Annotated in this window: 13 protein-coding genes; 7 read left to right on the top strand and 6 right to left on the bottom strand. The window is 53.2% G+C overall.

Annotated features, from left to right (window positions below; genetic code table 11):
• Positions 1-37: 37 nt before the first annotated feature.
• Complete coding sequence (locus tag FKN99_RS01260) at positions 38-985, bottom strand: AEC family transporter (protein WP_172116200.1); 948 nt, start codon at positions 983-985, stop codon at positions 38-40.
• 794 nt (positions 986-1,779) lie between these two features.
• On the opposite strand from FKN99_RS01260, the gene rfaH reads away from it, so the two are divergent.
• From rfaH to FKN99_RS01225, 7 genes are all read left to right on the top strand, one after another.
• Positions 1,780-2,325 carry a transcription/translation regulatory transformer protein RfaH gene (gene rfaH / locus FKN99_RS01255; RefSeq protein ID WP_172116199.1) on the top strand — a complete coding sequence of 182 codons (546 nt, stop codon included), beginning with the start codon at positions 1,780-1,782 and terminating at the stop codon, positions 2,323-2,325.
• A 139-nt stretch (positions 2,326-2,464) separates the two neighbouring features.
• Positions 2,465-4,072 (top strand): gamma-glutamyltransferase family protein, encoded by a 1,608-nt coding sequence (locus FKN99_RS01250; protein ID WP_172116198.1) that lies wholly within the window; start codon positions 2,465-2,467, stop codon positions 4,070-4,072.
• A gap of 52 nt (positions 4,073-4,124) precedes the next feature.
• Positions 4,125-4,442 carry a hypothetical protein gene (locus tag FKN99_RS01245; protein ID WP_172116196.1) on the top strand — a complete coding sequence of 106 codons (318 nt, stop codon included), beginning with the start codon at positions 4,125-4,127 and terminating at the stop codon, positions 4,440-4,442.
• 24 nt (positions 4,443-4,466) lie between these two features.
• Entirely contained in the window at positions 4,467-4,862 is a 396-nt protein-coding gene (locus FKN99_RS01240) for a hypothetical protein (RefSeq protein ID WP_172116195.1), read from the top strand.
• Between the two features lie 320 nt (positions 4,863-5,182).
• Positions 5,183-6,535 carry an NADP-specific glutamate dehydrogenase gene (gene gdhA, locus FKN99_RS01235; RefSeq protein WP_172116194.1) on the top strand — a complete coding sequence of 451 codons (1,353 nt, stop codon included), beginning with the start codon at positions 5,183-5,185 and terminating at the stop codon, positions 6,533-6,535.
• A gap of 151 nt (positions 6,536-6,686) precedes the next feature.
• Positions 6,687-7,100 carry a nucleoside diphosphate kinase regulator gene (gene rnk / locus FKN99_RS01230; RefSeq protein WP_172116193.1) on the top strand — a complete coding sequence of 138 codons (414 nt, stop codon included), beginning with the start codon at positions 6,687-6,689 and terminating at the stop codon, positions 7,098-7,100.
• 188 nt (positions 7,101-7,288) lie between these two features.
• A complete protein-coding gene (locus FKN99_RS01225) occupies positions 7,289-7,798 on the top strand; it encodes an REP-associated tyrosine transposase (RefSeq protein ID WP_172116192.1) in 510 nt (169 codons plus the stop codon).
• A gap of 424 nt (positions 7,799-8,222) precedes the next feature.
• On the opposite strand, the gene cysQ is transcribed toward FKN99_RS01225, so the two are convergent.
• From cysQ to FKN99_RS01200, 5 genes are all read right to left on the bottom strand, one after another.
• A complete protein-coding gene (gene cysQ / locus FKN99_RS01220; protein WP_172116191.1) occupies positions 8,223-8,984 on the bottom strand; it encodes a 3'(2'),5'-bisphosphate nucleotidase CysQ in 762 nt (253 codons plus the stop codon).
• Between the two features lie 99 nt (positions 8,985-9,083).
• On the bottom strand, positions 9,084-9,938 hold the full coding sequence (locus tag FKN99_RS01215) for a UTP--glucose-1-phosphate uridylyltransferase (RefSeq protein WP_172116190.1): 855 nt from the start codon (positions 9,936-9,938) through the stop codon (positions 9,084-9,086).
• Between the two features lie 55 nt (positions 9,939-9,993).
• Positions 9,994-11,565 carry a phosphoglucomutase (alpha-D-glucose-1,6-bisphosphate-dependent) gene (gene pgm / locus FKN99_RS01210; protein WP_172116189.1) on the bottom strand — a complete coding sequence of 524 codons (1,572 nt, stop codon included), beginning with the start codon at positions 11,563-11,565 and terminating at the stop codon, positions 9,994-9,996.
• Positions 11,566-12,297: 732 nt separating this feature from the next.
• Complete coding sequence (locus FKN99_RS01205; RefSeq protein WP_172116188.1) at positions 12,298-13,443, bottom strand: porin; 1,146 nt, start codon at positions 13,441-13,443, stop codon at positions 12,298-12,300.
• A gap of 264 nt (positions 13,444-13,707) precedes the next feature.
• Positions 13,708-14,484, bottom strand: coding sequence for a ProQ/FINO family protein (locus FKN99_RS01200; protein WP_172116187.1), 777 nt, complete (start codon positions 14,482-14,484; stop codon positions 13,708-13,710).
• Positions 14,485-14,493 lie beyond the last annotated feature (9 nt).

The following is a 14,493-nucleotide window of genomic DNA, read 5'->3' as shown; positions in this document are numbered from 1 at the left end:
GTGTTACAGATAACACTCCAACCCGCCTCTGCCCTTCTTACACCCATCCCAACAAACGCAGCGCAAAAATGCCCAGCGTTACCGAAATACTGGCCATTAAGGTGGTGATCGCAATGATGTTGGCGGCCAAGCCTGCGTTGCCGCCCATGGCTTTTACCATGACAAAGCTGGCGGCGGCGGTGGGGCTGGCAAAAAAGAGGAACAACAACCCCAACTGTTCGCCTTCAAAGCCTAACAGCCAGGCAGCTACGGTAGAGAGCACAGGCAAGATGGCCATCTTCATAATGCTGGAGCTCACCGCAATGTCGCTTTTATCTCGAATGCTGGACATCGAGAGCGTTGCGCCAATACAGATCAACGCCAACGGTAGCGTGAGCGACGCAAAATAATCCCCAGAGGTCATCACCCAACTGGGGAGCGAAATGGAAAAAGCGGTAAATGGCAAGGCCACGATCACTGAAATAATCAGCGGATTCGTCGCAATATGCTTGAGAATGCTGCGCCAGTTAGCGGCTTGTTCCGTTTGATACGCGGTCAGCACCACTACCGATAGCGCGTTGTACATAATAATGACCACTCCAACCAACAGGCTGCCCGTTGACAGCCCATAGTTGCCGTACATGCCCGCTGCCAGCGCCAGCCCAACGACACCGCAATTACCGCGAAAAGCTCCTTGAACATAAATCCCACGCTCGGCATAAGGAACGCGAAAGTGTGCCCATAGCCAACTCAACACAAACTGCCCAAGTGTGGCGACGGCAAAAAACACCATTAACGAGATATCCAGCGCAACGCTAATATCAGCTTTAATCAAACTTAAAAAGATCAAGGTGGGCAGCGTGGCTTTAAATACCAACGCAGACGCGGTGGTGACAAAAGTGCGATCAATCCATCCCAAGCGCTTTAGGCCAATCCCCAGAAAAACCATGGCAAACACGGGTAAGGTGATATCAAGTGTTTGAGTAAACAATTCAAGTAGGTTCACAGTGTTGCCTCAGCCAATTCAGCGTGCCCTTTCAGTTTGCGGTGGCGGGTAGTTTATCGAATGCATATCAAGAAAGGCAGACGCCGGACAGCGTAGCGTCGTGACATAATAACGTAATCAAAGAGTTCCTGAAGGGCTTGGTCGGTCGCTGCGTTACCACCACGCTGTTGCACCCTTTGCCTGAGTGGATAACCGACACCTGGCTGCCTGGCACAGTGCCGCAATGGTTTACGCTTGCCCCAGTGTACAGCTTGGCAGTAACACGCCAAATTCATCGCCCCCTTGGCGGGCAACGTGGTCGCTACACCGTACTTCCCACGCCACTAGTAAGGTAAATAACGTCCAATTACCCAATTGACAAGCCAAACTTGAGCATACGTCTGGAGTATACTGTACGGCCCTAACACCTTGTTTCTATTACACCACCCTATCAAAACAGCAGATTTTCTCGCGCCGTGTTAAATTAAATTTAAACGATCATTCAGCTTCGTGGCTATAAACACAAATTTCTGTAATCCCGTAAGCACTTACTGTGACTAATTGATAAGCGGGCCTGTTTCACGTATGTTCGCTCGCCTAACTTTTTGTTCCGTTACGAATGACAATACCCATGGCAAATAAAACGGCAGGCTTTACCTCATCAGGTATCGGAAAAATTAGCGCACTGCGTAGGTATAACCATAATCTTTCATTCGGCGAAAAATCGTCAATTTCTCATTTAAAGCAGCCTTGCCATAGCGTTTTTCCTAGCAACTCGCTACTCAAGCTGCTCGCTCAGGCGCAGAACCAAGGGTATGAAACTTGTTGACGTAGAACCAAACCAGTCAAAACTCAGCAGCGAAGAGGATACTGCGCCCAACTGGTACGTTATTCAGTGCAAAGGCAGCGAATCATTCCGCGCGGCCGAACACCTCGCTAACCAGGGTTATGAGGTGTTTCATCCGGTACTGAACGTACAACGCAGGCGCCAGGGCAAGCTTGTCACGGTGAGCGAACCGCTGTTTCCCTATTACCTGTTTATTCGCTTAGACCAGATTGTCAGCAACTGGCGCCCTATTCGCTCTACCCGTGGTGTATTACGCCTGCTTACGTTTGGCAATACACCCATTAGCGTGCCCAATACACTGGTGGAGACGCTTCGCGCCCAACCTCACCGCTCAGAAGGGAGCCATACCTATTTCTGCGCGGGCGAAAGAGTCACCATTACTGACGGCCCCTTTAAAGACCTTGACGCTATATTCGAACGCTGCAAGGGCGAAGAGCGCGCCATTGTGCTGCTGAATGTACTCCAGCGCCCGCAACACCTTAACGTGCCAATTGAACTGTTGCGTAAGCCCTGAAAGGTGAGCCCCCCAACGGTTCGCTGCGACCCGCTTCGCCTGATGCGTAATCAGGGCTGTCAGAAGACGTTCATAAGATTATCCTGCTAATGTTGAGCCCTACAGTGGCCTGCCTGGCATATCGCACAAGGATAATTCAATGAACCTCGACCCTCATTACTACCCGGCCGCCTCCCGACGCATGGTGGCGTTGGGTAAGCGCGGCATGGTCGCCACCTCCCAAACGCTTGCCGCCCAAGTGGGTGCCGATATTCTGCGTAATGGCGGCAACGCGATTGACGCGGCTATTGCGACAGCCGCCGCACTTACCGTGGTTGAGCCCACCTCCAACGGCATTGGCAGCGATGCATTTGCCCTGGTGTGGGTGAAGGATACATTACACGGCCTGAATGCCAGCGGCAGAGCCCCAATGGGGATTAGTATTGATGCCGTACGAGAGCTTGGCCTGGATGCAATGCCCGCCCACGGACTAACCCCAGTGACCGTACCCGGCGCCCCCGCTGCCTGGGCCACGCTTTCTGAGCGCTTTGGCACGCTTCCCCTTGCGACACTGCTGGCTCCGGCGATTACCCTGGCCGAAGAGGGCTTTGCGGTTTCTCCCGTGGTGAGTCAGCTATGGCAAAAAGCCTTCACCCGTTACAAGCAGTACAACCGCCCAGAGTTTGCCCCCTGGTTTGAACACTTTGCACCACACGGCCATGCCCCAAAAGCGGGCGACATTTGGCATTCACCCGACATGGCCAACACGCTACGCGCGATAGCTGAAAGCGGCGCCAATGTGTTCTACGAAGGCGAGCTAGCCGATGCCATGGATGATTTTTCGCGCCAGCATGGTGGCTTTCTACGCAAGGAAGATCTTGCAGCCTTCACACCTGAATGGGTTGACCCTATTAGCACTCGTTATCGCGGTCATGATATCTGGGAAATTCCGCCCAACGGCAGCGGTTTAATCGCGCTACAGGCGCTCGGCATGCTGGAAGCATTGGGCGATGAGCCACGCGATGCGGTTGAATCGCTGCATCGCCGCATCGAAGCGACCAAGCTGGGCTATGTGGATGGGCTGCGTTATATCACCGAGCGAGAAGACATGGCACCAAGCGTCGAACAGATGCTCTCACCGGCCTACCTGGCGCAGCGCAGTAAGCTGATCGGAAACGAAGCCATTGACCCCGTACACGGCAATCCACTTCTGGGCGGCACGGTATACCTCGCCACAGCGGATGACGAAGGCAATATGGTCTCGTTTATCCAAAGCAACTTTGAAGGCTTCGGTTCAGGTATTGTCGTGCCAGGCACCGGTATCAGCCTGCAAAACCGGGGCTGGTCATTCTCGCTTAACAAAGAAGACGCCAACGTATTGCGCCCCGGCAAGCGCACCTACCACACCATTATCCCCGGCTTTATCACCAAGGAGAATCAAGCGGTTGGCCCCTTCGGCGTTATGGGCGGTTACATGCAGCCTCAAGGCCATGTACAGGTAGTTACCAGCCTGCTGGAAGACAGGCTCAACCCACAGGCGGCACTGGACCTACCGCGCTGGAAATGGGTAGCAGGCAAAACCGTTGAGGTGGAACCCAGCTTTCCCGACCACCTCGCCCAAGCATTAGAACGACGCGGGCATCACATTGTCAGGACGAACGATGCACTGACCTTTGGCCGCGGGCAGATCATCCTACGCAACGCCGCCACCGGCACATTCCAAGGCGGCACCGAACCCCGCACAGACGGCGCCGCTCTGCCCGTATAGCGCCGGTAAACGCCATTACCGCGCCCGATGGTTAAGGCCACGCCTCACCAACATGGCAATTGTAGCGCGTGGTAACGCAGGCGAGGAACGAGCCTACGGCACCCGCGAAAGGCGGCGCCAGCCGCCCGGATGTGCCGCCCTGGCCTGGAACCGCACCCAACCCCGGCAGCGCGATGCGCTGCTTTTGCGCCGGGCCGCCGCTGCGGGTGCGCTTCGCTTACACCGCACTATGGTTGAAGCACTCCGCATTGATATGCGCAGAATTGTAGCGCGTGGTAACGCAGGCGAGGAACGAGCCTGCAGCACCCGCGAAAGGCGGCGCCAGCCGCCCGGATGTGCCGCCTTGGCCCAGAGCCGCACCCAACCCTAACCCCGGCAGCGCAGGGCGCTGCTTTTGCGCCGGGCCGCCGCTGCGGGTGCGCTTCGCTTACCGCGCACTACGGTTGAAGCACTCCGCATTGATATGCGCAGAATTGTAGCGCGCGGTAACGCAGGCGAGGAACGAGCCTGCGGCACCCGCGAAAGGCGGCGCCAGCCGCCCGGATGCGCCGCCTTGGCCCGGAGCCGCACCCAACACCAACCCCGGCAGCGCGGTGCGCTGCTTTTGCGCCGGGCCGCCGCTGCGGGTGCGCTTCGCTTACCGCGCACTACGGTTGAAGCACTCCGCATTGATATGCGCAGAATTGTAGCGCGTGGTAACGCAGGCGAGGAACGAGCCTGCGGCACCCGCGAAAGGCGGCGCCAGCCGCCCGGATGCGCCGCCTTGGCCTGGAGCCGCACCCAACCCTAACCCCGGCAGCGCGGAGCGCTGCTTTGCGCCGGGCCGCCGCTGCGGGTGCGCTTCGCTTACACCGCACTACGATTGAGCCTCACCAACATGGCGATGATGGCTGGCGATATGCACCGCATTACGTTTAAATACCGTTTAACTGACTTTGTTAACATTCTGCTTTTCTAAGCAAAACACTGCGACTTTGGTCTAAATTCCACTATTTTTTTACTCATTCCGAAACGACATAGGGTATGCAAGAAAGCGCATCCCTCGTTTAATGTCCCTCAAATAGCTGACCAGCTAACAACGTCTTTAGTAATTACACATGGTATTTTTTCATGCCCTACGTTCACGATACGCTGTCCCGTTTAAAGCTTAGCAGTCCCGCTCAGGTTGAATTTTACCAAGCGGCAGAAGAAGTATTAGAGTGCTTGCGCCCTCTGTTTGAGCGCCAGCCGCACTACCTACAGCACAGCATTATTGAACGTATGGTCGAACCAGAGCGCCAAATCATGTTCCGCGTTTGCTGGTTAGATGATGCTGGCCGCGTACAGGTCAACAAAGGCTATCGTATTCAGTTCAACTCAGCCCTTGGGCCCTACAAAGGCGGCTTACGCTTTCACCCAAGCGTTACGGCAGGCACCATCAAGTTTTTAGGGTTTGAGCAAATTTTCAAAAACGCCTTAACCGGACTGCCTATCGGCGGCGGCAAAGGTGGCTCTGACTTCGACCCCAAGGGTAAGTCAGACAACGAAATCATGCGTTTTTGCCAAGCCTTCATGTCAGAGCTTTACCGCCACATCGGCCCTACTCGCGATGTGCCGGCTGGCGACATTGGGGTTGGCGCGCGTGAAATCGGCTATATGTATGGGCAGTACAAACGCCTGACAGGTCGCTATGAAGGCGTATTAACCGGCAAAGGCCTTAATTGGGGCGGCTCGCTTGGCCGTAAAGAAGCCACCGGATACGGCGCTGTTTACTTCGCGCAAAACATGCTGGCGGCACGCGGCGAGACCCTGGAAGGCAAAACCTGCCTGGTATCTGGCGCGGGGAACGTGTCCATTTACACCATCGAAAAACTGTATGAGCTGGGCGCCACCCCCATCACCTGTAGCGACTCACGCGGCACAGTCCACGATCCAAAGGGCATCGACCTTGGGCTTCTTAAGCAGCTTAAAGAAGTTAAACGGGTATCGCTTGAAGAGTACCTAAGCGAGCACCCTGACGCGCACTACATTAGCGCACGGGATTATCCGCAAGGTGGGCATGCGGTTTGGCACATTCAGGCAGACGCCGCTTTCCCCTGTGCCACCCAAAACGAGCTAACCGAGCTTGATGCCAAAACGCTTCTCGCCAATCAAGTTACCTGTGTGAGCGAAGGCGCCAACATGCCTTCAACCACCGAGGCTGTTGACTGCTTCCTGGCTGCTAAAATTGCCTATGGCCCAGGTAAAGCCGCTAACGCTGGCGGCGTGGCGACAAGCCAGCTGGAGATGGCACAGAACAGCAGCATGGAGCAGTGGCCCTTGGAAAAAGTTGACCAAAAACTCAAAGAGATAATGGCCAATATTTTCCAACAGTGCGCCACCACGGCGGAAGAGTTTGGCGACCCCACCAACCTGGTACTGGGCGCTAATATTGCCGGGTTCAGAAAGGTGGCGGATGCCATGATTGAGCAAGGAGTAATGTAATCGCCTTCCTCTGCTAGATCGCTTACACTGGTCATGGCGAACAGTCCTCCCTTTTCAGGGAGGACTGTTTTTATTGACAGCTACAAAATCGTTTATTTACTGTTAAATAAAAGTATCCAATTGATTTCATTGCTTTCCAAGGAGAGTGACCATGGGACAACGTCCTCCCATTATTATTAACCGTCTTGATGCAGAACGCTTGCAGCGCTTGATTGATAACGCTACGGATAAAGAGCTTGCCGTGGCCACGCTGCTTGAGGAAGAGCTATCCCGCGGGGAAGTGATTGATCCCCAGGAAATTCCCGACAACGTGGTCAGCATGAACAGCCAAATCCGCTTCACTGACTTAACCCGTGGGCGCCAAATGGTGCGTACACTGGTTTACCCCCATGCACTAGGCACGGTTGAGGACGGCATTTCGGTAATGGCACCCATTGGCGCGGGCCTTATCGGCCTTAAAGTAGGCGATATTATTGATTGGCCTTTACCCAATAACTCCGAAGTCCGCCTGCGTATCGACGCCATCTTGTGGCAGCCCGAACGCGAACAGCAGCACCATCGTTAATAACGCTCCAACCGCCTTTTGGCACCATCGCGGGCGCGCCCAAAGCCCTGCCGCGCACTACATTCAAACCTTGTAATGTGGCGTAAGCGTTAGCGCACCCGCGAGCAAAGTGCCCTCAAGATGACATACACCTCATAAGCCATTAACCTTACCTCGTAATATTTATAATATTTTAAAGGAAGGCAGTAATGGCAATTTATCGGCGAGCCTACGTGCCCGGAGGCAGCTATTTCTTTACGGTCGTGACCCATTCACGCCAGCCGCTGCTCGCCGATCAACTCAATATTAATGCGCTTGGGAGAGCTTTTCGTCGAGTACGCGAGGAGCAACCTTTTGTGATGGAGGCATTTGTACTTCTCCCCGACCACCTTCACTGCCTTTGGACCCTCCCGGAAGATGATTCTGATTACTCTTCTCGTTGGAGAGATATCAAAAAGTATGCATCGAAAGATTTCCTCCTTCCCCCTGGAAACCCAAACGCTTGGCAACGAGGCTTTTGGGAGCACGTTATTCGGGACGAAAACGACTGGCAGCAGCATATCGATTACATTCACTATAACCCGGTGAAACACGGCTGGAGCAGAGCACCTCGCGATTGGAAGTGGTCAAGCTTCCATCAATACGTAAAAAAAGGGTGGTACGAAAGCGATTGGGGTTCAGAACGCATTCCCGACGTTTCCACAATGGACTGGGAATAACAGCCCATGAGCAGCATCTATAGCCGCATCCAACCCCGGCAGCGCGGTGCGCTGCTTTGCGGGTGCGCTTCGCTTACACCGCACTACATGAACCATTTCGCATCTATATGCGCAGAATCGTAGCGCGCGGTAACGCGGGCGAGGAACGAGCCTGCGGCACCCGCGAAAGGCGGCGCCAGCCGCCCGGATGTGCCTCCTTGGCCTACCCCGGCAGCGCGGTGCGCTGCTTTTGCGGGTGCGCTTCGCTTACCGCGCACTACATGAACCTCTCCGTATCAATATAGCAAATCGTAACGCGCGGTAACGCAGGCGAGGAACGAGCCTGCGGCACCCGCGAAAGGCGGCGTCAGCCGCCCGGATGTGCCGCCCAAGCCTGGAGCCGCACTACCTCTGCATCATTTACGTGATGGTGGCGTTTTTTTCGTTAATGCCCCCAAACAACAAAATCCGGGTTGAGGGTTTCGTTGGGGTTGGCATAACAAAGCGGGGTGCCGTCCAGGGTCACTACTCGCCCACCCGCTTGTTCGACGACCGCTTGCGCGGCGGCGGTGTCCCATAGGCTGGTGGGGCCGAGGCGTGGATATACATCGGCACTGCCTTCGGCGATGATACCAAATTTCAACGAACTGCCCATGGGCCTTGTTTTGTGGGGGCCTAGCTGCTTTAACCAATCTTCCAGATAGGGGCTGGCATGGGAACGGCTCCCCATTACGCGCCACGGGGTACCTTCTTTTGGCCTACCGGAAACATGAATAGCGACTCGCTGCCCGTACTTATCAATCTTAAACGCCCCTACACCGTTAGCTGCGATATACGCCACGTTGAATACCGGTGCCAGCACAACGCCCAATACAGGCTTGCCGTTCTCGATGAGAGCGATATTCACCGTGAACTCATCATTACGCTTTACAAACTCTTTCGTGCCATCCAACGGGTCCACCAGCCAATAGCGCCCGCTGACATCCGGCCCGGTGAACCCCTCATCCCCTTCTTCTGAAAGAACAGGAATCCGCTCTGGAAGCGCTTTCAGCCTGCCTAAAATAATCTCGTTTGCCGCGTTATCGGCGGCGGTAACGGGGCTGTTATCCGCTTTAATCGCTACGTCGAACGGTTGAGCGTAAACACGTAAAATAGCATCGCCCGCCTCACGAGCAATCGTACATACTTCTGTTAACAATTCATTCATACCGCCCCCCCTTTCTGCTACATCGTTTTAACCCGTAGCCTAAAACGCAAAAGCCGCCAAAAATGGCGGCTTACGATGCAAACATATATGTGTACTAACTTACAGGTTATAGCCCGCTTCACGGGCAAGCGTGTTATTCGCTTGCAGCCAGCCTTCAATATGCCCGCAATCGAAGGTGCGCCCTTGCATTCGGAACGCCTGGACCTGCTGGCCTTCCTGCATTAAGCGATCAATGGCGTCAGTCAACTGAATTTCATTACCAGCGCCAGGCGGCTGGTCGCGTAAAAGCTCCATAACCCGATACGGCAGAATATACCGGCCAATGACCGACAACCGTGAAGGCGCGTCTTCGGGCTTGGGTTTCTCGACCACGCCGCGCATATCCGCGCTTTCACCGGCGCTGGGCTCATCACAGTCAACAATACCATAACGATAAACGTCTTCCTGGGGCACGGCTTCCACCATAATTTGCCCGGCGTTGCTGGCATCCCAAAGCTCCACCATACGACCCAAGTCACAGGTATTACTGCCTGGCTGGGGCTTTACCAACACATCCGGCAGAATAACCGCAAACGGCTCATCGTTACCCAGTAAAGGCGCAGCACAAAAAACCGCATGCCCCAAGCCCTTGGCGTTTGCCTGACGCACGCTGGTAATTTTAAGCTCTGGCGGGGCAATGGCTGTAAGTATTGCCAGCAATGCATCTTTCCCTTTACTGGCCAGTGCGTCCTCAAGCTCAACATGGGCATCAAAGTGGTCTTCAATCGCCGATTTACCTGAACGTGTCACCAGGATAATTTCATTAATGCCAGCTGCCAATGCTTCCTCTATGACGTGCTGAATTAAGGGGCGATCCACAACGGGCACCATTTCCTTGGGAATGGCCTTACTAATGGGCAACAACCGCGTACCAAAACCGGCGACGGGGATAATCGCTTTGCGCACCTGGGTCATTACTAATTTCCTTGTTTCATTTCGTAACGGGCGCCACCTGCTGGCGGGTAACGCGCTATAAAATAGCCGAAAGCAACGCCCTGGCACTTTCAATCAACTCATCCAAATGCTCAGGGCCTTTGAAGCTTTCAGCATATACCTTGTAGAGCGATTCTGTGCCGCTGGGGCGTGCAGCGAACCAGCCGTTTTCGGTGGTCACCTTGATACCTCCAATGCTCGCCCCATTACCGGGCGCTGTCACCAGCACAGCGGTAATCGCCTCTCCTGCCAGTGTTTGTGCCGTCACGCTCTCACTGTTCAGCTTTTTGAAAGCCGCTTTTTCTTCAGGCGTACAAGCAGTATCGACCCGTTTATAGCAAGGCTCACCAAAGCGCTGAGTCAACTCGCGGTAGTAAACGCTTGGCGTCTTTCCGGTAACAGCTAAGATCTCTGCTGCCAGCAAGCACAGCGCAATACCGTCTTTATCGGTTGACCACGCTGCCCCATCGCGGGTTAGCAGGCTGGCGCCAGCACTTTCTTCGCCACCAAAGGCCAACCACCCTTTATGCAGGCCTTCGACAAACCACTTAAATCCAACCGGTACTTCATAAAGCTCACGATTATGCGATGCCACCACCCGGTCGATCATGGAAGATGATACCAGCGTCTTACCAATCTTTAGCGACGCCGCCCACTCAGGCCGATGCATCATCAGGTAATCAATACACACCGCTAAAAAGTGGTTAGGGTTCATCAAGCCATTGGCATCCACAATGCCGTGGCGGTCGGCATCCGGGTCGTTGCCAAAGGCGATATCGAAGCGGTCTTTCACCGTTAACAGATTCGCCATTGCCGCCGAGCTTGAACAATCCATACGGGTTTTACCGTCATGGTCGGGCGGCATAAACGCAAAGGAGGCATCCACCTGGGTATTGACCACCTCCAGTGTCAGCGCATAGTGCTTTGCAACCGCCTGCCATACGGGCAACGCAGTGCCGCCCATCGGGTCGGCCCCCAGGCGCAGGCCCGCCCGCTGAATAGCCTGCATGTCGATAACGCTGTTCAGCCCTGCCACATAATGAGCGGTAAAATCGTACTCTTGCGCATGGGCAAGTGCTTCTTCTAGAGAAACAAGCGGCACATCGTCCAGCTCGCGCAGCAGGTACGCGTTGGCACGTAACTCAATCCACGATGTCACGTCGGTATCGGCCGGGCCACCGTGGGCAGGGTTGTACTTAATACCACCATCTTCAGGCGGATTATGCGACGGCGTAATAATCAAACCGTCGGCCAACGCTGCGTTGGACGCGTTGTGTTGCAAAATGGCGTGGCTAACCAACGGCGTCGCGGTATAGCCGTGCCCTTTTTCAATCAATACTGGTACGTCGTTAGCCACCAATACCTGTAATGCACGCTCCCAAGCAGGTCTGGAAAGCGCGTGGGTATCGAAGCCTAGAAACAGCGGGCCCTGGTAGCCTGCCTCACGCCGAAAATCCACCACGGCTTGAGTAATAGCAGCAATATGCGCAGCGTTAAAAGTACGCTCACCTGCGCGGCCACGGTGGCCAGAAGTACCAAAGGCGACGCGTTCTTTAGCAACATTGGCATCGGGCATTTCGTCAAAAAATGCTTCAACAATGCCTTTCATATACAGCCCTTTTGTAAAATTCAATCATTGTTAATGACTGACCTCCAACACCTGATAGCACACTATATATAATAGACATGACATTCATTTATAGCAGCTTGACATACTTCACCGACAATACCATATGCACAGGAAGCCTTCTCACTTTTAATAAGCGTCAAGTTAAAAACATTAATATTATTATGCTCATAGAAATCAAATGCAAAGCAAAAAAGTAATTTTCGTACACCTACGAACAACCTAATCACGGTATCTATCGCACTTTGAAAAGGATATGCCTTATTTTTCGATTTCTACGCAACACTCAATAAGCACCTGATATCGATGAGACAACAACATTACCCAGGCCTAAATAATATTAACCCTCCGACCTTTGAGCGCTTCTATTCCAACCAATACGACTATTCCAAAGAAAGCTGTTTTATTTTACTCATCAAAATAGCAAGTGTTTAATTTTAATTAATAACAATTCAAGAAAGACCTCGAATCTTTTATAAGGGAATCCTATGGGTGCGAGCTACCAAGATCGCCAAGCATACTTTTTAACCATCATGCTTTACGGGCACCTTCGATTTAAAAGCTTTAATTTTCATACGTCAAACTTTTTAAAAAAGCTATAATTCTAATCGAAGAAAAACCCTAACTATCTAGAGAATAAAAAAACCGGCCCCAAGTGAGGCCGGTTCTATTAAGTTATCAAGCAGTTACTCTTAAAGCACAGCAAAAACTGGCTTAGAAGAAGTAACGAACGCCTGTCAGCCAGTATGCATCGTCAGTCAGGTTATCGACCTGGCGACGAGTGCTGTTGTCGCTACCGCTACCAGCTTTGGCATCGTTATCGTTAACTTCCACGAACACGTCCATAGCGCTGGAAACTTTGTAGTAGCCACCCAGAGACCAGGCTTTGCTGTTATCCTTTCCGTCGTCACGGTTGATGTTGTAGAAATCACCCGTGAATGCCCAAGGACCAGTGGTATAGGTAGCACCTAAACCAACCGTGTTGTAGCCATTTTCGTCATTCACACCCATGCTATCTTTGTAGCCTTGGTCATTATTATTCTGACGGTTCTCATAACCGAGACGCGCAGAGAACTGGTCGGTGAACTGGTACTGACCGATCAGGCCGTACATCATCTCACCGTTACCACCGCCACGGCGTACGTCTTCAACAAAACCCAGACCTACCGTAACAGGACCGTTCTCATAACGAACACCACCCTGAGGAGCAATAACGTTGCCCTTCTCAGAAGTCCGCTCTTGACCGTCAAATAGGGGAGCGTTTGGATCCTCAACATAACCACGCTCGCTGTAGTTTTTCAGCTGCAGGAAGGCAGTGAAACCTTCTAGATCAGGCGTGTAGTAACCAATAGAGTCGCCACGCGACTGTTTGCCGTTACCAGCGAACTGCAGACCGTTGTTGATGTAAACATCGAACGGGCTGGAAACGAACTGCAGGTAGAAGCTGTCAAAGTTACCCGCCTGGAAGGTACCGTACTGCTGGCTCTGAATACCCAGGTAGCTTTGGCGCAGTTCGTCAAAGCCGTTGCCAGCATCTTCTTTGCTGTTGGCTTTGAAGCGCCACTCAAGACGACCAAATGCAGTCATGTCGCTAGTGATCGCCTGGCTCATGCGCAGACCAAGACGCGAACCAACGTTTACAAAATCGCCGCTGCGGTTAATGCGCTGCGCTTGGGTATTACCATCTGCATCTGTATAGGTTTTATCGCTGTACTGAGAGCCACCGCCTTCAATACCCAGACCGATACGGCCATAGATGTCCAGCTTGGTGCCGTCCTGGTCATATACGGTAGCTGCTTGAGCGGCAGCTGTGGCGCTCAGGGCACCGATGATAGCAGTCGCTAAAAGTGTCTTTTTCATGATATAGGTTCCTTAACTAGCTTACTGTTTCGATCGTAGCTGCCGGGCTTATGTGGGCCTTCAGCAGTTGGCTTGCGGGCCGTGCTCGTTTTCTCATCCTCTGGTTTTTCCCAGTGGTATGTGGCACGTCCTCAAACAAACCTTGTTATAGTCCAATGCTCGCACGTCAAACTCTATACCGGGATTTCACTTAACGCAATAAAAAAAACAGTGTTTTTTTATGAAATAAGCAATTTCAAGGAACCCCACCAGCGTAATCAGGTCTCAGCGCGCTTTGAACCTTTGCTGTAGGTCTTTTAATTTATCTTCCATGCTCAACGGTTTCTCTTGTCTAACCTTATCCGCCTCTTCATCCTTGGCCTGGAGAGTTTGCGTCGTTATCGCCGGTATTGAGAGGTGGGCACTCTTTTTTTCTAAGGGCTTTCCTTGTGGCGTGTGCTCTACACGCTCTGTTGCCTCTACTCTTTTTTGTTTAGCCTTACGCTTCTCCGCAGCGTGCAAAGCTGCTTCTTTATCTACCTTTCCGGCCAACTGGCCATCCAGGTCAATACGCTCTCCCCCTTCCCGTACCGATTTTAAATAACGCGGTAAATTCACGTAATTAGCCAAGGCGCGGCGAATCAGCTTGCCTGACCAAGGCTCACGTGCTGCCAGGTCTTGATGAATACCGACTTTTAAGGGCTTCGTATGGCCTTTGAAAAAGGTATCCGGGTAACGTTTATACCACTCTTTTAGAAGGGCATGAGGCGACGGTGGCTGCGTTTCATGAGTAGCGAGGGCTTCAGCGTCATCGGCTTCGGGATTTGGCTCAACCGCAGGCTGAGCCAGCGCCACTTGTTCTGTGCCATCATGCACGCCATCCGTACTTGCTTGTTGACTCGGCGCACTGGAGTCGTCGAGCGTTTGTTGCTGCGTAACTGCTTGCGTTGCGAGCTGCTCTTTTAACTGCACGTTCTCCCGCCGTAGGGCTTGCAACTCTACTTGAGCCTGCTCAAGGCGCGACTCCAGGCTGTCTAATAACTGCATTACGCTGGCGGCCATACCTTCTCC

Source organism: Halomonas hibernica, from assembly GCF_013183775.1.
Taxonomy (GTDB): Bacteria; Pseudomonadota; Gammaproteobacteria; order Pseudomonadales; family Halomonadaceae; genus Vreelandella; species Vreelandella citrativorans.
Note: the sequence above shows the minus strand (reverse complement) of the source record. Positions and strands in the feature narration are given on the sequence as shown.